Raw genomic sequence first — 18,342 nt, 5'->3', positions numbered from 1 at the left:
GCATACATTTATGTTAGAGTGCCTTCTCTATTTTTTTCCATCATTTTGCTTCGAGAAATATTTTACACATACTTCTAGGCGGTTAACACAATCTGTTGTTTGCAACCGCCAGTATCACAAGCGGCGTTTATTATCATACCACCTGTGTATCAAATGGTCAACTGTATTTTTGTGGTAAATGTAGGTGTGCTAATTTTGTGCCACGTTACCTTTTACTCACTCCTTAATCCTCTTTACGTAAACGTTAACAAAAATTATAATATTTTAAAACAATTATATTTTTCTAATGTATGGTGAAAGAAGGAGGGGCGATGCTTATAAAAGACTGCGAATGGCGCTTTTAAATCGCAAAGATTGGAACTAACCATGCTTCTTTATGTACCGGTAATCTGCAATCAACCCACTGTGAAGCATTTCCAATTTATATTAGTAAGGCGTTACTTAAAGGAGGCGAGAATAGTTGGTACTGCCAAAGTTCCTCGAAATGAACGGAAGAAAGTACGCCAACCGACAAGCCTTTATAGAAAACGGCCGCAGGGTCACATATGAGGAAGCCGATCGCATGGTGAATGCGCTGGCTTACCAGTTTCTGATGCACGACCTTTCTTTCAATGATAAAGTGATGATTTTGATGCCCAATTGTATCGACTGGGCAGTGTGCTACTTAGCCATTCAGCGCATCGGTGCGGTTGCTGTGGCCGTCAATGTTAAATTAAAAAAGGATGAATTAGACTATATCATTGCCGACAGTGAAGCGAAAGGCATCATTTTTGATGATGAGCTTTTTCATGAGATCCATGATCTCATTGAAAAATATCCGAAGAAAGTTTGGCTTTCGTCCGGAAAGACTTCCCCAGCAGTGTTTACCCTCCATGATTGGATCCGTTCAGGTTCGCGTCGCGCGATCGATTTGCCACTTCACGATGACGATGAAGCTTCTATATTATATACTTCAGGAACGACGGGGAAACCTAAAGGTGTTTTATTTACCCATCGGAGCATCCTAACCGCCGCCACCACGATGGCCCTTGAAACGGCCATGAATCCGGAAAGCCGCCTTTTACATATGATGCCCCTTAGTCATTCTGCGCCATTGAACCTGATGCTTGCCTGTGGATTACTGGTTGGTGCCGCACACATTTTTTCATCACAATTCACACCTCAAGACCTTGTCACCCTTGTTGAAAATGAAAGAATCACTCATTTTTTTGGTGCACCCGTTGCCTATTTACTGACCGCTAAACTTCCCGACATCACAAGCCGCGATCTATCGTCCGTTCAGTACTGGATTTACGGAGGGGCGCCTTTATCTAGAGAAGAAGTCCTCTATATTAGAAAGCAATTGCATACAAACCGTTTCATGGGGGTTTACGGATTAACTGAAGCCGGCCCGAATGGGATGGTGCTGACACCGGATGAGCACCCGGAAAAAGCGGGAAGTATCGGACGGCGGGCCGCCCATTTTTGTGAAATGGCCCTTTTGGATGAAGAAGGGCGTCCTGTCGTGGACGGTGATATTGGCGAAATCGCCTTAAAAAGCGGGTCAATGATGAAAGGCTATTATAAAGACCCGGAAGTTTCTCAAAAAACGTTTAAAAAAGGTTGGTTACTCACTGGAGATTTAGCGAAACGCGACTCGGATGGTTATTATTGGATGGTTGGGCGCAAAAAAGATGTCATCATTAACGGTGGTGTCAATGTATACCCAAAAGAAGTGGAAGATGTTCTTCTTAGTCATCCTATAGTGGCTGATGTTGCCGTCATCGGTGTTCCCCACCCTGATTGGGGAGAAACCGTCAAAGCCTTTGTCGTCTTGGCAGTTGAGGAACCAAAGGCGGAAACGATCCTTCGCTCTTACGTTTTCGAACGGTTAGCCGAATATAAATGCCCACGTTTGTACGAATTCGTTACGGCATTGCCAAGAAACGCGAATGGCAAAGTTTTAAAGCAACAGTTGCGAGAAATGTCTAATGGAAGCTAACAATAAGCCTACCGTTTATGTAAAACTTTGAAGGCAAAAGAATCACCCATTTACAGGTCAAGACCTTCATCCACGACTAAGCATTGTTGATACTTGAATGCATCGGCAGCTTTTCTTCAGTTTGGAAGCGGAGGCGCATGTTGCCCCAAAAGAGGAGGAGAAGAGAAGAAATGAATGCCTACAAAGAGGATCAGGAATTAAAAGACATTCTGAAAAAACGCCTGGATGCATCTTTTTTTGCATGGGCAGATGAGACGCTTTTTCAATTCGCCGAACGGTTTCCTGAGTTTGACCGGCGTGCCGCTCATACGGACAGGGAAGGCCAGCCGCGTCTCATTAAATACAACCGTTTTGGTGATAAAATCTCTGAAGTATGGGTCAATGACGGTTATAAACAAACCGCCGAGGAGGTCTATCAAACCGGTATAGCCGCTTATCCGCATAAACCCATTCCCGAGTTAAATCGAAAAGGCAATTACATTTATTCCTACGCTCAAGGTTACCTCCTGTCACAAATTGAGCCGGGATTTTATTGCCCCGTAACGCTGACAATGGCGGTTGCCTTGCTGATCGATCATTTTGCGGATCCGACATTGAAAGAAAAATTTTTGCCGCATGTTCTCGCAACGGGTGAGACGGAATTGTATGAAGGCGCCACTTTTTTGACAGAAAAACAAGGCGGCTCAGATGTCGGCGCAAATGAAACCCGCGCGGTTCGCGATGGAGATCGCTATCGCCTATATGGTTTAAAATATTTCGCTAGCAATGCTGGACGTTGCGGGGTTGCGGCCGTGTTAGCAAGAATGGAAGGCGCTCCACAAGGGACGAAGGGATTAAGTCTGTTTTTAGTGCCCTGGCGCAAGGAGGATGGCTCATTGAATGGGCTCTCCATTCGCCGGTTAAAAGACAAATTGGGCGTGCGCGCCGTCCCATCGGCAGAGGTGGAATTTCAAGGGGCCGAAGCGTACTTGGTTGGGGATCCTTCAAAAGGCTTCTATTATATGATGGAAGCTTTAAACCTTTCCCGGATTTGTAATGCCGTGGCTTCCGTTGGCATTATGCGCCGGGCATATGTTGAAGCGCGTGCCTATGCGGAAAAACGAGAGGCTTTTGGTCACAAACTCACCGCCTATCCCCTCGTTCAACAAACGTTAGTCAGCATGGCATGTCGGCAAGAAATCCAACTCTATGCCTGTTTTGATATGATTGCTTTATTTGACCGCGTCACGAGCCGCTTGGAAGAAGCACAAGATGAGGACAAAGCGTTATTACGGCTCAAGATCGCGCTGTTAAAAATTCGCACCGCTCAAGAAGCGATCGATTTTGCGCACCAAGCGATTGAGCTTCACGGCGGAAACGGATATATCGAAGATTTTGTCACCCCTCGCCTGCTTCGGGATGCTCAAGTGTTAACGGTTTGGGAAGGCCCTGAGAACATCTTATGTCTTGAGGTTTTACGGTTAATTAAAAAATTTAACGTTGACGAGTGTTTTATTGATGAAGTGCGTGCCATCATGGACAGGACGCCAGATCAATTGGCTCATCTTTTATTACCTGTTGAAGAAGCCATGCAGACATTGAACGCGCAACTCGAACAATTGAAAAAAGCGGATGCCTTTAGCGAAACGCTTCTCGTAAAGCGCATCACACACCTCATGACCGATATTTATCTTTCTGCGATGGCCTTAGAGGCTGCTTGGGATGGCGACAGCCGAAAAACAGTGCGCGCCGAAATTTTTATCAATGAAACTTTGAAAAACGTTGACCCTGCAAGTGATGTGTTCGCCGCCCGTCATTTTGATTTAATCATCAACCACACTCAAACCCCAATTTATTGAGAAGGTCAGGTCTATCTTTGATTTATAAGGACGTGGCAGCCCTCTTCATGATATACTCATAATAGAAGTTAGGAGGGCTTTATTTGAGTATACGAAACCGCTTATTCCTCGTAGACGGCATGAGCTTGTTATTTCGCGGGTTTTATGCCACGTCATCAAACGGTTATTATATGAAAACCAAAAATGGAACACCGACGAACGCCATCTATGGTTTCCTTAAATATTTTTTGGATGCGGCCGCGCTCTTTCAGCCGAGTCATGTCATTTGTTGTTGGGATATGGGGAGCCAAACCTTCCGCACCGAGCTGTATGATCAATATAAAGCCAATCGTGGTGAACCTCCGGAAGAACTCATCCCGCAATTTGATTTAATCAAAGAGGTAACCGAAGCCTTTGGCATTCCGAATATCGGAGTTTCGGGTTATGAAGCGGACGATTGCATCGGCACGCTCGCCCGGCGCTTCTGTCACACCCATGAGGTCGTCATTCTAACAGGCGACCAAGACCTACTTCAGTTAGTGGATGAGAAAATTAGCGTGGCGGTCATGAAAAAAGGCCAAGGAAATTATGCCGTCTATCATCATGAAAACTTCTATGAAGAAAAAGGGCTTCTCCCTTCACAAATCGCTGACTTAAAGGGCCTGATGGGAGATGCCTCCGATAATTACCCTGGCGTTAAAGGCATCGGAGAAAAAACAGCCACAAAACTTCTCCAAGAATTTCATTCCATCGATGGGATTTTGGAGAATTTGTCAAACCTTTCGAAGGGGATTCGCACCAAAATCGAGAACAACTTGGAAATGCTCAAACTCTCTCGGACATTAGCCACCATTCATTGTGAAGCACCTGTCACGTGCTCACTTGAGGCATGTCAATGGCCTTATGATAAAGAACGCGTGAAGAAAAAATTTGAAGAATTGGAATTCAACAGTCTGATGAAGCTCATCGGATGATTTGGCGGTTATCTTAAATGGAGGTGTAAGACAGGGCGTTTTTCATAGCTAAGCATTTTTAGTCTGTACGCTAGGTTTTGTGGCCGCTCGTCCTTCAAAACCTAGCGTCAATTTTATTTGTGCTATGGTTATAGTACTTTTCGCACTGAATCATTCTTTCGAAGCCCCATTAGATCAATAAAAATGGCCGGTTATCCCAATCCAATGCCATTCCTTTTTTGAAAAAGGTTGACGCCAAAACCAGCGTCAACCCAGTAATCAAAATTCAGGCAATTGGTCCAGATTATTGGACGGGTCACCGTCGGCATTGGACCGTAAATGTTCCTCACCATCGCGTCCGCGAAAGACGTTGACCCCTTCGACTTCCCCGTTTTTCGCCATTTGTTGGGCTTCTTTATAATTCACCACTTTTCCGCTTGCCGTTTTCAACTCCACAATATCGCCATCTTTATTTTTACGTACTGCCACAAATCTGTCAGCCATGTTCAATCACCTCTTTTTTAAAATGTGTTAAAACGTGTAAACTATGCGTCTCCGAAAGCCCAGAGGTCGGTTTTTAGGTACAATAGTCAAAGGAGGTGTATGCCAAATGTTTCAACTCGATCATATCGTCCATGTGACCGATGACCCTAAGCAAGCTGTTTTCGACATGCAGGCGTTAGGTTTTCATGCCGTCATTGGCGGTGAGCACGAAAACTGGGGAACGCATAACGGTTTATGTTATTTCGGGCTGACATACCTTGAATTTCTTGGCATGAAAGATACGCGTATCGCAGAGAAAGTCACGGATAACACGTTAATCCAACAGTTGGTCGCAGAAAATAACAATGGCTTGGCGAGATTAGCGTTGCGCACACGCAACCTCCCTCAAGCAATGGAACATTTTAGAAGCCACGAGCTTCAGGTTACGGGACCTGTGGAAGGAAGCCGCAGGCAACCGGATGGCACACTTTTACAATGGGCGATGTTATTTGTCAATGAGAGCGAAAGCGATCCGTTCAAACTCCCATTTATCATAGATTGGAAAATGTCTGACCAAGAACGGAAAAATGAGCTGGAAAGACAACACCTCGCACCGCATCCAGCTGGCAGGATCGATCTTGCGGATGTCCGCATTGCCGCAAGCAATAGTGAGACATCGGCGGCCTTATGGCAAAAGTTATTCGGTGCCAAACGGGCCAATGCCTTTTATGATGAAGCCCTTGGCGCCAAGTGCGTCCGCATCCTTTTGGGCGAAAAAGCATTGACATTTTGCCAACCGGTAAAAGACAACGACCTGAAGCGATTCCTTACGACCCGAGGGGAGCGGCCGTTCCAACTTGTTTTTCAAGGCACAGGTGTGAACAAAACCGTTTCGTTTCACGGTGCCCTTTATCAATTCGAACCATAAGCCCCACTTCCTGAGCGAAAAGGGCTTGATCATTCTCCCGTGCGAGACCAGGAATCTCCCCTGCTTGACGAAAGTGGAAAAGCACCGCCACTTTTGCAGGTATTTTTAACGGTTTGAGTTTATCAAACAGCATGGATGCTAGATTTTTTAACTCACAGTCTTTCAGATTCTAGAGTCATCATTGGCTCTCGATGCCGTTATAATGAATTTCATCGAAAACGGAGGGATGTTATGAGACGCGTGGAAGTGGTGTTATTTTCGGTAACTTGATCCTCAATATCCATTACAATGGCGATCACTTTTACCAAAATACACCATTTAAAGAAAACCCATTTGTTTGGTTTTCTTCTTTTTTTTGTTATGATAAAGAAAGCTTGGCGCCGCTAAGACCCTTTTAGGTGAAGGCTGAGCCTTCGTTCTACTTATGCTGGCCTGAAAAAATGTCTATTTTCTTACCAGTATAAAAACATGCCAGACTCACATTTTAGGAGGCATTCGAAATGCACGCGCTTTTATCCCATTATCACTTAACGGAGACAATTGCCGAACAGGTTGAGGCAACTGCCCGTTTTAATAAAAATAAGCGATTGCCCGAAGAGGTAGCCTTAATCGGAAAACCCGGCTACACCGCACCGGATGAAGCCATCATTGCCGATGCGGTCACAGCCCTTGCTCTCGGGAAAAATGTGTTATTAAAAGGGCCGACGGGTTCCGGAAAAACGCGACTTGCGGAACTTCTTTCATCCCTTTTCTATCAACCGATGCAAATGATTAACTGCTCTGTTGATTTAGATGCCGAAGCTCTTCTCGGCTATAAAACGTTGACGTACGATGAAAGCGGCAAAAGCCATATTACGTTCGTTCCCGGTCCCGTGACAACGGCCATGCAAAAAGGGCATTTCCTTTACATTGATGAGATTAATATGGCAAAAGCCGAAACGCTACCGATTTTAAATGGTGTTTTAGATTATCGGCGAACGATTCACAATCCCTTTACAGCCGAAAGAATCGAAGCGGCCGCTGGGTTTAACGTCATCGCCGCCATTAATGAAGGGTATGTCGGGACGACGCCGCTGAATGAAGCTTTAAAAAACCGCTTCGTCGTGATTGAAGTGCCCTATCTGCAGGGTGCCGCACTTAAACAACTTTTAACAGAACAGACCAAGCTAACCGATGAGCGTTTGTTAGCCCAATTTGTTTCTTTAAGCCGGGATTTAATTTTTAAAGTTCAAGACGGACAAATTGCCGAAGAAGGCGCCTCCATTCGCTCGCTAATCGACGCTTGCGACCTTTCAACATTTTTACCGCCCATGCGTGCGGTGCGCCGGGCGATTGCTGACAAATTGGAAGACGAGCGTGAGAGAGTGGCTGTCTTAACCATCGCTGAAACGTACTTCGGCAAAATGTAAAGAGAGTGATAACCAATGCGATACACGCCGTTTATGGAAAAACGCATCGATCCTTTCATACGCCTCACACTCACCGATTTAGCGCGCACACTCGCTAGCGACTCCAGGGTCGACGTCGATTTTGGTTATCATTCCTATTACGATAATGTCAATCGAAAGGTGGTCGTCGCTTTCTTTTGGGACCGCCTCCTTGACGCACGTAAATGGGATGGCATGAAATCGGATGTTTACTTACGCGCCTTTAGCGAGCCGCGTTTTTGCGACCGAGACGAATTAGAACGTGCGGTTAGGCTGGCCGAAAATCACCCCCAACCTTCTCTTTTTAAACAATTGGTCAGCGTCATGGAAGAGTTTCGCTGGATGGCTTTGGCGGAAAGCATCCGCCCGGGGATGAAGGACATTTTTCAATCTCGAAAAGCGTTGTTACTCCGCTTTTATCGGGATCGTTATCACGCGCATCTCGACCGCACCGAATGGGCTAATGCCTTGTTTTGCACTTTTTTCCTTAGACTTTCGGGGCGGCCGGTTCGGTTGACGGGTAGACTTTCCCCGCTTGCTAGCCCGCTTCGGGAATTAGGCGGGATGATGGCATCCGTTCAAAGCACGAAAGACGTCGTTCGGCATGTGGAACGCTTCCTGCAAAAGCTTCCTGAAGGGTTTGAGGATATGACCGAGCTGTATTATCCGATTCGGGTTTCAAGTGAGCCTGTCCTTCGCAAAGAGAAGAATGAAAGCACCGCACACTTGAACGCGGACTCCGAAGAAAAGCCAAATCAAGACCCGGAATCTCATGATGAGACGATGCCCACTTGGCATCAAGCGCGCAAACAGGAGGACGGCTCCTTTTTACAATTCGATTTGGAAGAAGGAAAAAGGACGGATATGTTAGGTGAAGGTGGCCGAAAAATGGAAGCAGGCGATCAAGCCCTCGCTCTCGTTCAAGGGGAAGGAAGAGCGCAAGAAAACGATCGGAACCGCTATGAGGATGCCATGAATGGTAAGGAAACCCGCCTTCCTGACACCCGATCGGGAGCATCAAAAGTTCGCCATGGCATTAACAAAAATGTCACCCTTCGTGAAGCGGTCATACAAAAGCCAAGCATCAAAGATCAAGCGGAATATGCAAAAATGCGCGCAATAATAGAGCCCGCTGCCCGTTCCTTAAAACGAACGCTTGAGAAGTGGCTGGAACGGAAGCAATCCGCCCCGCGAACACATTTACATTTTGGACGGTTAGGTCAAAATCTTACACACCTATACACGGATGATTTCCCACGGCTTTTTTATAAAAAACAAGGGGAAAGCAAGGCTTTTGATGCGGCTTTTTCATTGCTTGTCGACTGTTCCGCGTCCATGCATGATAAAATGGATGCCGTACGTCTTGGTGTCACCCTTTTTCACGAATCCCTTAAAGCATTAAACATTCCACATGCCGTTACCGGTTTTTGGGAAGATGCCCTTTCTGCCAATGACAAAGAACAGCCAAATTTTTTTCAACGCCTCATCCGCTTTGAAGAGGCATTTCTGCCATCCGTTGGCCCGCGCATCTTGCAATTGGAACCGCAGGAAGATAATCGCGATGGGCTTGCCATTCGCCATGAAGCGGATTGCCTCAGACGCCGCAGTGAGCGCCATAAATGGTTGATTGTCTTTACTGACGGTGAGCCATCGGCTTTTGGCTACACGGAAAAAGGCCTCTTGGACACCCATGAGGCGGTGCGCATGGCTCGGAAAAAGGGTGTCCACGTCGTCGGCGTTTTTCTTTCTGGTGAAGACGCCGAGATACAGGAGATTTCGGCGATGAAAGAAATCTATGGACGTGAGCGTCTGATCGTGCCGACGGTTTCAGAAATACCCTTCCATATCACGCCGTTATTGAGAAAGTTAATCATTCGTAGTCAATAGTAAAGTGTGTTTACAATTTAACTAGCGAAATTTTATCTTAATTCCTTTTCTCGTATAAAAGAGTTGCGCGGAGTCGGGCGATTCCATTAATCGTTGCTGCTTGTCTTCATGCGTCCGCTCTGCGCGAGAGGCTATCGGGTTCGTTGCGCTTTGCTCAATAGAGGCTTTTCTTTTTTGTTGGTATCGGTCAACCGTATCTTCAGTCTTCAAAGTAGAAAAAGCGGCACCTTTTTCATCGCGAACGTGCTTATTGGCTGGTTTCGAATGGGTTGGCTCACTGATTGTTGTTCGTCGTTTGGGATGGTTTGTCATTAAAGCGGAGGAAGTTCCCTCCGCTTTCTTTTTTGAATCCGTTTGTTTTGGGAGATTCTCCGTTTTTTCGGTGATGATGTCTTCCTGCGTTAACGGCAACGTGACTTTGCTTCCGGTTTCTAGATCTTTATTTTGTTCCCTTTGCTCTAGTCCGTCAGATGGTTTTGGTTTTTTCTTCTTTTTTTCAGACACTTTCACACCAAATGTCGTCCCTAAATTCAATGCACCACTGACTTCCTTTACATCCAATGTATCAAAATGGTAATCCAGTCGATCCACCAAAGGGCCCTGTATATCCGCATGTTCAATGTGGATATAATTGATTTTTCCTTGCTCCTTTAACGCTTTTATCAATTCATCCAATTTGTCCATTAGCGCCTTTATTTGCGGATCACTCATGCCCATCACCCTTTGCCAGATCTAATAAAATATATGTTTTTTGAAAAATGAATATTATATAGGCGATCAACGTGACCTTCACCTTCCTTTCATGTTTCACCGCCATTTTTCAGCTTTTTAAGAAAACGAGGTTCCGCGAAGGTGATGCCTTCGTTACCCTTATGCTCACCTGAAAAGATTTTTTACCCGTATAAAAATCATGCCTTCTCCTTTGCCGTATTTCCGAAAGACATGATGGTTAATAGGACGGACTGTTAACGGCATACAATGCCATTGATAGACTTTTTTCCATTGGAGGAGACACAATGAAAATTATTTTTAAAAATATAGAAGTTAAGACTTTGAAAAATGGCTCCGCCGTTTTTATGGGCCGGAATCATCAAGTCGGGTTTCAGGATCAAAAAAGCATTCGAGACGGATTTGGCTCACTTAACGGCACAGGAAACGTCTATCAAAATGGACAACATATTTATGTGAAAAAACGACGGAAAGCCTAAATATGAGACGTATTACCAGTTGAGAAAATGAGTAGCCGCTAGCTAAAGGAGGAGTTTATTTGCAGGCAAAATTTGATCAGACGTTTCATATTAACACGATCACGATTCATACCGTCGAAGGGGCATCATGTGTCAATATCGGCAATAACTTTCCTGTCGGTTTTGAAAGTTATAAAAAACATTTACAAGGATTCGGGTCGATAAGCGGTAACGATAACACCATTGACGGCCTTAAGTCACTATTAAATGATCGATCACTGATTGATGCTTTCAGCGGTTCGGACTTATCCGATAGCCCTTGGATCAAGGCATTGATGGAATCAAAAATACAGGAATTTTTCGAAACAGAAGACATGATGAATAACGAGGACTATGAGGAAGAAGCCCCTGAAGAAGGAGAGGTTGCAGACGAAGCGTCGGAATCATGACTATGGTCATTCAGTTGGGCAGGGTGAAAAAGACAAAAAATGATTGAGAGATGATGAAACAAACCGAAAAATGACCCTTTGGCGTTTTCTGAACAGAGCCTCAGCGCCAATCCACCACCTGCTTGTCAATTTTTCGTGTATTGGTAGAGCCGACATACTTTTTGGAATCGATGGACAGGCTTTACAACCATCACGACCATTCTAATCAAGTCGTCCGGCCCCGTCACCATTGTTTCACGCGCAACGTTATTATTCGCAAACTTTCGATAGCGGTCGTCATATTTTGCTATGACGATAGTCACTGAATTTGGTTTAAAAAAAGCGATCGGATAAAGACCCAATGTTTTTCCGAAGGGTTTTAGGTTGTTGTCCATTTCAACAGGCGCCCCCGGCACATAGGTTATAATGAGTTGCATACTCAAAACCCATATACAGGTGAGGTGGTATGATGGATCATATGAACAATCCGAATGTGATGGCGAATCCAAACCCGATGGCAAACGCAAATCCCAATCCGATGGCTAATGCGAATCCTAATCCGGGTATGGTGAATCCGATGCCGGCGGAACCCCCGGTCTATATGGAACCGGTCATGCAATGTGAGCCTTGTGAGACGACGGTGACCTGTCCGGAGATGGTTGACCAGCCGCTTCACTTTCAAACCTATAACAGACAAAACGTCATCGTTCCCCACATTCATCCGTCCCACACGACGCACTTGCAACATACGCATTACATTCTCCAACATTACTTCCCGCACACCGAGTCGGTCCAATGTATGACAAGCTGCGAGGAAGTATTATGCACGCCGCTTCCGCCATGTCCGTGTCCATGTCCAATGCCGTTCATGAAGTAGGTAACGGTGATGAGGCCAAAAAGCTGCCGCCCACATACGGCAGCTTTTTAACTAGTAAGAATGCCGATCATTTTTTGGTCAACCGAGTAACTGCCTCTATCCCAAAGGCTTCGAGAGCCACATTTCTTTTATCCATAAAAAAGCATTGAAAAAGGCCATGAAGGCAACACTCTCATACCGATTGCCTCTCGAAATTATAAGGCCTTCTCTTTTGCCGAATACCTGTTAAGGTAACTAAGGTTTTTCAAAATTTTTAGAGCGGAAAGCCCACTCCACTTTTTGTTAAAAGAATCGGCATCCGCCGGCAAATTCCTTTGGAAAAAGGTCATGGTTCCACAGATCAATGATTTCAACACTTTTACCCGTTTTCGGGGCATGAAGAAGTTTTCCACCCTCTATATAAAAGCCAACATGATGAATCGACCCTTTCCCTTCATCATGGGCAAAGAATACTAAATCGCCGGTACGAAGCTCCTCTCGGGATAAGGGTGTTCCATAAGAAAATTGGTCACCGGCATCCCTTGGCACGATTTTGCCAAAGCGTTTATGGATGGTATGAGCAAGCCCCGAGCAATCAAATCCCCAAGCACTCGTTCCACCCCAAAGATATTCAAGCCCGATAAACCGCGAAGCCTCTTCAACGAGGTTCTCCCCCGTCAGCGCCCTTTGACCACATCTTTCCCCATCGGATTTTTTTACCCACCTTTCACCATCAGGCGTCAGCACTTGATAAAAGCTGTCCGTTTCATCTACCAATGGCAGCTGGGTATTATAGCTCACGACCAAAGCAGGTTGTTGCAAGCCGGGGTCTTGATAGATTGGCGCTTTCACGCTGGTTACGACCACCATTTCCATATAGTCTGCTTTATCCAACTCTTTCGCCCGCGTAAGCTGAGCAACGGGTACCCAGCCCGGGTAAGACTGAGCACCGCTGTTCCCTGGTTGACTCAAGGCTTCAATTTGAGCCCATTCGTTAACAACTTGTTTGACAAGCACTTTTTCGCCATATAAACATTGGGTATCGACCCGGCCTAAGAGATCGAGTTTATCATCATGCGTCATGGCCGCCAACCAGCCATCCATATCAACCGGGTAGCTTAAGGCTGGGCGGTCTTTTTCCCGAACAGCTTCAGGTTGTCTCCAAACCGTCGCTACGGCCACCTTCACATAGGCATAACCACCGGTTTCAAGATAAGTCATTTCCCTCTCCCCTTTATTGATTTTGTCTCAATTGACGTTCACTCGGAATCAATAATGTAAATAAAGTGCCAATAAAAGGCAAAATGACGAACAAATCGAAAACAAAACGGACGCCGAAGTGGTCCGACAGCCATCCCATCAATGCGGCTCCGATGCCACCGGCACCGACGCCAAAACCGATCATAAGCCCCGAAGCCAAACCAATATTATTCGGGAGCATGCTCTGTCCGTAGACAACTGTTACGGCAAACGATGAGAGGATCAGAAAGCCGAACACAAACAACACGATGACAGCCCAAATCCCATGCACATGTGGCAGAAGCCAAGCAAATGGAATCGTTAATGCCATGGATGCCAATAACAGCCATTTATAATCAATGGAATCCGCAAGCCTTCCGCCGATGAACGTACCAATCGCACCAGCCAGTAAAAAGAGAAAGGTAAGGACATCGCCCACTTTCAATGAAAGGTTTTGACTGAGATAAAAAAAGGGCAGAAAGCCGGCGATGCCGATTTGCGTCCACGACCGCATGACGACCACCACGGTTAAACATATGATGCCTGGAAGATGTTTTTGACCGGATTTTGCTGTTTTCTTTTTCAATCCAGCCGTTATTTTTTCCTTATACCATGGAACGATTTGCACCATTAGCAAGGCACCAAGCGCCCCAATTAAAGCAAACCACAAGATGCCGTGAATGCCGGTCGCAAGTAAAAAGGCTGGAAGCATTAGCGGTCCAAAAGCTTGTCCGAGGTTTCCCCCCACTTGAAAAATCGCTTGAGCTGTCCCTTTCGCCTTTCCTGCAGCGAGATGAGCGCCGCGTGAGGCTTCCGGATGAAACAAACCAGAGCCAAGGCCCGAAAGCGCAATGGCCAAAAGCAACAGCGCATAATTCGGCACGATGCCGGTAAGCGCAAGGCCCAAACCGGTCACTAATGTTCCAAGGGGAAGGAGCCAAGGCTTGGGATGGTGATCCGTGAACGTCCCAAATACCGGCTGCATGACCGATGATACTAAAGAAGACATCAGCAGGATGATGCCTGACTGGGTGTAGGTTAAATGAAACGCTTGTTTATACAATGGCAATAGGGCTGGAACAATGCCCGTTGTCATCAGGTCATTGATAAAATGAGTGGCGCCAAGCCGCCATAGTGCCCTTTTCACTAATCCTTTCTGGGCCGGTGCGGCTAATATATTTTGTGTCATGTGCAAGCATCCTTTCCTGACTTGTCACATGCATTATACCTTATATGAGATAGCGAAGGTAAATATAAACGGTTGAAATGAGTATCGATAAAATCATCAACGGAAAAGCAATCTTTAAAAACGAGAAAAAAGAAATCTCATGTCCTTCACGGCTTGCAAGTCCAGCAACGATCACATTGGCACTTGCCCCTATCAAAGTCCCGTTCCCACCGAGACACGCTCCGAGGGCGAGACTCCACCATAACGGTTCGAGCTCTGTCATTCCCATCTCTCCAAATGATTGGATCATGGGAATCATCGTCGCAACGAAAGGGATATTGTCCACAAAAGCGCTGGCGATGGCACTCATCCATAAAATTAAAAGTGAGGTGTTTGTCACATTCCCTTTCGTCAGATGCATGGCCCCTTGAGCCAGACGTTCAATGACGCCGGTCTCCATTAAACCGCCGACTAAAACAAATAAACCGATAAAAAAGAAAATCGTTGGCCATTCAACCTGTGCCAGTGCATCTTCTAAATATTTTGGCCCTGCGACAAGAAGCAAGAGCACCGCACCGGCAAGCGCCACGGACGCCGATTCAAAGTCAAACGTTTGGTGTATAAAAAATCCCAAAATCGTCAATGTCAAGACTGATAGACATTTTAAAAGAAGCTTGCGGTCTTTTATTTGGTCTTTTTCATTTAATCCCATCAACCGCAGTTTGGCTCGCTCATCAGCCATTAACTCTTTTCGATACAGCATAACAAGTACCATTATTGTTACCACGGCAATGAACATGGAAATTAATGTGAGATTTGTAATAAAGTCATTAAATGAAAGCTCTTGTACAGCACTTCCAATCATAATGTTCGGCGGATCGCCGATCATCGTCGCCGTCCCGCCGATATTGGACATGAGAATTTCCGAGACCAAATAGGGAATCGGATTCACCGAAAGCTGTCTCGTTATGCTAAACGTTACGGGAACGATTAAAAGAACGGTGGTCACATTATCCAAAAAGGCTGACCCGATGGCCGTGATCAAGGAAAGTACAATCAAAATGAGCACCGGCTCCCCTTTTACCGCCTTGGCCGACCAAATGGCAATGTAGTTGAACAATCCCGTTTCGGCTGTGATCGCAACGATAATCATCATCCCAGTTAAAAGACCAATGGTATTAAAATCAATGTGATGAATGGCGGTTTCTTGATTCATTACCCCAAAGGCCATCATCAATAAGGCACCTGCCAAGGCAACGATGGTCCGATGGATTTTTTCACTGACAATGATCATGTACACGATAAGAAAAATGACAATAGCAAAAATCGCTTCGTTGGTCACGTGCTTTCCTCCCCTTCCTTAATATGCCCTAAAAAAAGCAAAAGGAGCCTGTCGGTGACAGACTCCTCCTAAAAGTGACGTATTATTCGTTTACATTAATCGTAACAAATCTTTCGCTCTTCCTCAACCATTTATTTTGTCAGATGCCGCGAAAACAACCCCAATGTTTTGTCTATTAAGGTGTTTTCTCTCAAGATGATCCTTTTGCTATCCTGAAAACGAATAGTCTTTTTTATACCAGCAAAACATGAGTCGCACGCCCTGCTAACATGATAGAGAATCTTTTTATTCACGTTTGGCTTTCCAACCAATCTCTAAAACTATAAATGATGCGGCCTTCATAGCCGATCATTGTATCAGAAGCGGTTAAGGCATTGAAGATCGCTTCTTCGGTGGCCTCCGCCACCGCATGAAAGGCTGGATCTAAATGCTGATCCGAAAGACACGTAATGGTCATCAGCCCATCTTTTTGCGCATGGGGGATGTGGTTGGCAGTGGAAAAGCCGATGGCAATGTCGCCGCTTCCGTTCCCGTAGATCGACCCTGTTCGCGCAAGTCCAGCTGCCGTTCTTTTTATCAAACGCAAAAGCTGTCTGTGGGTGACCGGCAAGTCGGTTGCCACGATCATCATGATCGATCCTTTTTCCTGCGCAGTCGCTTCAAGGGCTTGTTTTTTTTCTAAAAAAGCTTTGACTTTTGCACCAATCGCCACCCCATCTAGACGCAAATCATCCGGACGGCCAAAATTCGCAAGGACAAGCACCCCAATTGTAAACGTGCCGTACGGATACGGTATGATTCGAGATGCCGAGCCGATGCCGCCCTTTAAACCAAACGCCACCATTCCCGTTCCCGCGCCGACCGATCCTTCCTCAAAAGCCACATCAGCAGCTTCAATGGCTTGCAGGACATGCGCTTTCTGAACGCCTTTAGCCCGTATATCATTTAGGAACATGTCATTACATTCTCCGACAACCGGATTCACGGTTCCCGTCGTTCTTCCGATATCCGGATTGGTTTTTAACATATAGTCAATGAGGGCGTCAGCGGCGGTGGCCGTGCTCAATGTATTGGTTAACAGAATGGGTGTTTCAATCGTCCCGAGTTCATTGATTTGAACGATGCCGGCCGTCTTTCCGAATCCGTTAATCACATATGATGCACCAACGACTTTATCCTGAAAAAGATTCTCGGGGTGGGGCAAGATGGCCGTGACACCGGTTCGTAGATTGGCTTCGTTTAAGGTGACATGCCCGACTTTAACACCAGCAACATCCGTAATTTGGTTTCTTGTCCCTGGTTTCATTTGACCGATGGCGATCCCGTAGTCGCGAATCCTTTTTTTCCCCACAACCATTCCTCCCTGCGTCTTCCGTTCCAATCAAGTTAGGCTTTTTCCCACATAAAGATGGCAAACTTTTTTCTATATTTAAGGTTTTGCTTGGATTAAAGACGGTTGGATTCGGTTTGTGGTTTTAGTGGATATCCCGCTTTTTAAAGTTCCCGCCTTTAACGTCATGAATGTCACCGACGGCAAGGAACGCTCCAGGGTCGATGTCATTCACAATGCTCTTTAATTTTGCTTCTTCCAATCGCGTGATGACGGTGAAAATGACGCGTTTTTGGTCACCGGAATAAGCGCCTTCACCGTTCAGATAGGTGACACCGCGGCCAAGGCGGCTGTTTAAGGCATCGCCAATTTCCTCGTGATGTTCGCTGATAATCCAAATCGCCTTCGATTGTTCGAGACCTTCAATCGTGATATCGATGGTTTTATAAGCGATAAAGTACGCCATTAGGGAATACATTGCGCGGTCCCAACTAAATACAAATCCTGCTGCGGAAAGGATGAAGACATTGATGAACATGACGAGTTCGCCTACGGAAAATGGGGTGCCTTTATTCACTAAAATCGCCAAAATTTCGGTACCATCCGTTGACCCGCCGTTACGCACGACTAGCCCGACACCAATCCCGACTAAGAGCCCCCCAAAGACAGTGGCTAAAATGGGATCAGTTGTCAGTGGACGAACCGGAACAAGCAATTGGGTAAAAAGGGACATTAACGCAATGCCTAAAAGTGAAGTGAGGGCAAAGGTTTTTCCGATTTGCTTATATCCGAGCAGGAAAAACGGGATATTAAGTAAAATGAGAAAAATACCGATGGGGAGCCCCAATGTGACGGATAACATAATGGAAATACCAGTAATACCGCCATCGATGACATGATTGGGAATCAGAAAAATTTCCAGACCAACAGCAACGATAAAAGCGCCGATCGGCACGGCAATTAGCCGTCTGATTAAATCCCCTTTAGACTTCTTATGTTCTTTTTTTTCTAATGCTTCCTGCACAAGAAGCCCCCTCCCAATGTAGATTAGAAAGAAAATCCTCTACTTAAAATTATCCATTATTTTAATGTATAATACAAAAGATCTGTCCCAATACGGTGATGAAAACTCGGCTTTGCTAAAGCTAACCGCCGCCGCTCCAGTTTTTTACATAATTCGCGCTTGTTTTTCCATTATCTGGAGTGTCTGCTCATTTTCGTGACTTTTCTGGCTCAAAAATACGCATAAATGCCGTTTTTGTACATTTTCGATGCCGTTCGACTATAAATTTGCGCATATGCTCCAGTTTTTTACA

At 45.7% G+C, this 18,342-nt stretch carries 17 protein-coding genes; 9 read left to right on the top strand and 8 right to left on the bottom strand.

Going from position 1 to position 18,342, the window contains the following annotated elements:
* Positions 1–460: 460 nt before the first annotated feature.
* From H532_RS0112600 to H532_RS0112590, 3 genes are all read left to right on the top strand, one after another.
* Positions 461–1,981, top strand: coding sequence for a class I adenylate-forming enzyme family protein (locus H532_RS0112600; protein ID WP_027725774.1), 1,521 nt, complete (start codon positions 461–463; stop codon positions 1,979–1,981).
* Between the two features lie 170 nt (positions 1,982–2,151).
* Positions 2,152–3,819: an acyl-CoA dehydrogenase family protein gene (locus H532_RS0112595; RefSeq protein WP_027725773.1), complete on the top strand. Its 1,668-nt coding sequence runs from the start codon at positions 2,152–2,154 to the stop codon at positions 3,817–3,819.
* A gap of 89 nt (positions 3,820–3,908) precedes the next feature.
* Positions 3,909–4,772, top strand: coding sequence for a 5'-3' exonuclease (locus tag H532_RS0112590; protein WP_027725772.1), 864 nt, complete (start codon positions 3,909–3,911; stop codon positions 4,770–4,772).
* A 258-nt stretch (positions 4,773–5,030) separates the two neighbouring features.
* Here the strand turns inward: H532_RS0112590 and H532_RS0112585 are convergent, their stop codons facing one another.
* Positions 5,031–5,255 (bottom strand): DUF3892 domain-containing protein, encoded by a 225-nt coding sequence (locus tag H532_RS0112585; protein WP_027725771.1) that lies wholly within the window; start codon positions 5,253–5,255, stop codon positions 5,031–5,033.
* Between the two features lie 106 nt (positions 5,256–5,361).
* Here H532_RS0112585 and H532_RS18835 point away from each other — a divergent pair, with 106 nt between their 5' ends.
* The 3 genes from H532_RS18835 to H532_RS0112570 all read left to right on the top strand — a co-directional run bounded on the left by H532_RS18835 (position 5,362) and on the right by H532_RS0112570 (position 9,476).
* Positions 5,362–6,162: a VOC family protein gene (locus H532_RS18835; RefSeq protein WP_051263328.1), complete on the top strand. Its 801-nt coding sequence runs from the start codon at positions 5,362–5,364 to the stop codon at positions 6,160–6,162.
* Between the two features lie 500 nt (positions 6,163–6,662).
* A complete protein-coding gene (locus tag H532_RS0112575) occupies positions 6,663–7,571 on the top strand; it encodes an ATP-binding protein (protein WP_027725770.1) in 909 nt (302 codons plus the stop codon).
* Positions 7,572–7,586: 15 nt separating this feature from the next.
* Positions 7,587–9,476, top strand: coding sequence for a vWA domain-containing protein (locus H532_RS0112570; RefSeq protein ID WP_027725769.1), 1,890 nt, complete (start codon positions 7,587–7,589; stop codon positions 9,474–9,476).
* A gap of 21 nt (positions 9,477–9,497) precedes the next feature.
* On the opposite strand, the gene H532_RS19655 is transcribed toward H532_RS0112570, so the two are convergent.
* A complete protein-coding gene (locus tag H532_RS19655) occupies positions 9,498–10,187 on the bottom strand; it encodes a hypothetical protein (RefSeq protein ID WP_051263327.1) in 690 nt (229 codons plus the stop codon).
* Positions 10,188–10,492: 305 nt separating this feature from the next.
* Between H532_RS19655 and H532_RS0112560 the strand changes: the two genes are divergently transcribed.
* Together H532_RS0112560 and H532_RS18825 are read left to right on the top strand one after the other, a co-directional pair.
* Positions 10,493–10,684, top strand: coding sequence for a hypothetical protein (locus H532_RS0112560; protein WP_027725768.1), 192 nt, complete (start codon positions 10,493–10,495; stop codon positions 10,682–10,684).
* 59 nt (positions 10,685–10,743) lie between these two features.
* On the top strand, positions 10,744–11,112 hold the full coding sequence (locus H532_RS18825; RefSeq protein ID WP_211231974.1) for a hypothetical protein: 369 nt from the start codon (positions 10,744–10,746) through the stop codon (positions 11,110–11,112).
* A 125-nt stretch (positions 11,113–11,237) separates the two neighbouring features.
* Here H532_RS18825 and H532_RS0112550 read toward each other — a convergent pair whose 3' ends face one another.
* Complete coding sequence (locus H532_RS0112550; RefSeq protein ID WP_027725767.1) at positions 11,238–11,528, bottom strand: hypothetical protein; 291 nt, start codon at positions 11,526–11,528, stop codon at positions 11,238–11,240.
* Between the two features lie 32 nt (positions 11,529–11,560).
* Between H532_RS0112550 and H532_RS21110 the strand changes: the two genes are divergently transcribed.
* On the top strand, positions 11,561–11,968 hold the full coding sequence (locus H532_RS21110) for a CotD family spore coat protein (RefSeq protein ID WP_425426280.1): 408 nt from the start codon (positions 11,561–11,563) through the stop codon (positions 11,966–11,968).
* A 282-nt stretch (positions 11,969–12,250) separates the two neighbouring features.
* On the opposite strand, the gene H532_RS18815 is transcribed toward H532_RS21110, so the two are convergent.
* The 5 genes from H532_RS18815 to H532_RS0112515 all read right to left on the bottom strand — a co-directional run bounded on the left by H532_RS18815 (position 12,251) and on the right by H532_RS0112515 (position 18,050).
* The gene (locus H532_RS18815) at positions 12,251–13,168 is read right to left on the bottom strand and encodes a C40 family peptidase (protein WP_051263326.1); all 918 of its coding nucleotides are present in this window, start codon (positions 13,166–13,168) and stop codon (positions 12,251–12,253) included.
* 13 nt (positions 13,169–13,181) lie between these two features.
* On the bottom strand, positions 13,182–14,375 hold the full coding sequence (locus tag H532_RS0112530) for an MFS transporter (protein ID WP_027725766.1): 1,194 nt from the start codon (positions 14,373–14,375) through the stop codon (positions 13,182–13,184).
* A gap of 40 nt (positions 14,376–14,415) precedes the next feature.
* Positions 14,416–15,696: an ArsB/NhaD family transporter gene (locus H532_RS0112525; protein ID WP_027725765.1), complete on the bottom strand. Its 1,281-nt coding sequence runs from the start codon at positions 15,694–15,696 to the stop codon at positions 14,416–14,418.
* A 289-nt stretch (positions 15,697–15,985) separates the two neighbouring features.
* Positions 15,986–17,053 carry a DmpA family aminopeptidase gene (locus H532_RS0112520; protein WP_038112405.1) on the bottom strand — a complete coding sequence of 356 codons (1,068 nt, stop codon included), beginning with the start codon at positions 17,051–17,053 and terminating at the stop codon, positions 15,986–15,988.
* A gap of 118 nt (positions 17,054–17,171) precedes the next feature.
* Complete coding sequence (locus H532_RS0112515; RefSeq protein WP_027725763.1) at positions 17,172–18,050, bottom strand: YitT family protein; 879 nt, start codon at positions 18,048–18,050, stop codon at positions 17,172–17,174.
* Positions 18,051–18,342 lie beyond the last annotated feature (292 nt).

It is taken from the genome of Tuberibacillus calidus DSM 17572 (assembly GCF_000430685.1).
Classification (GTDB): Bacteria; Bacillota; Bacilli; order Bacillales; family Sporolactobacillaceae; genus Tuberibacillus; species Tuberibacillus calidus.
The sequence above is the reverse complement of the archived record's forward strand: the minus strand, read 5'-3'. Positions and strand labels throughout refer to the sequence as shown.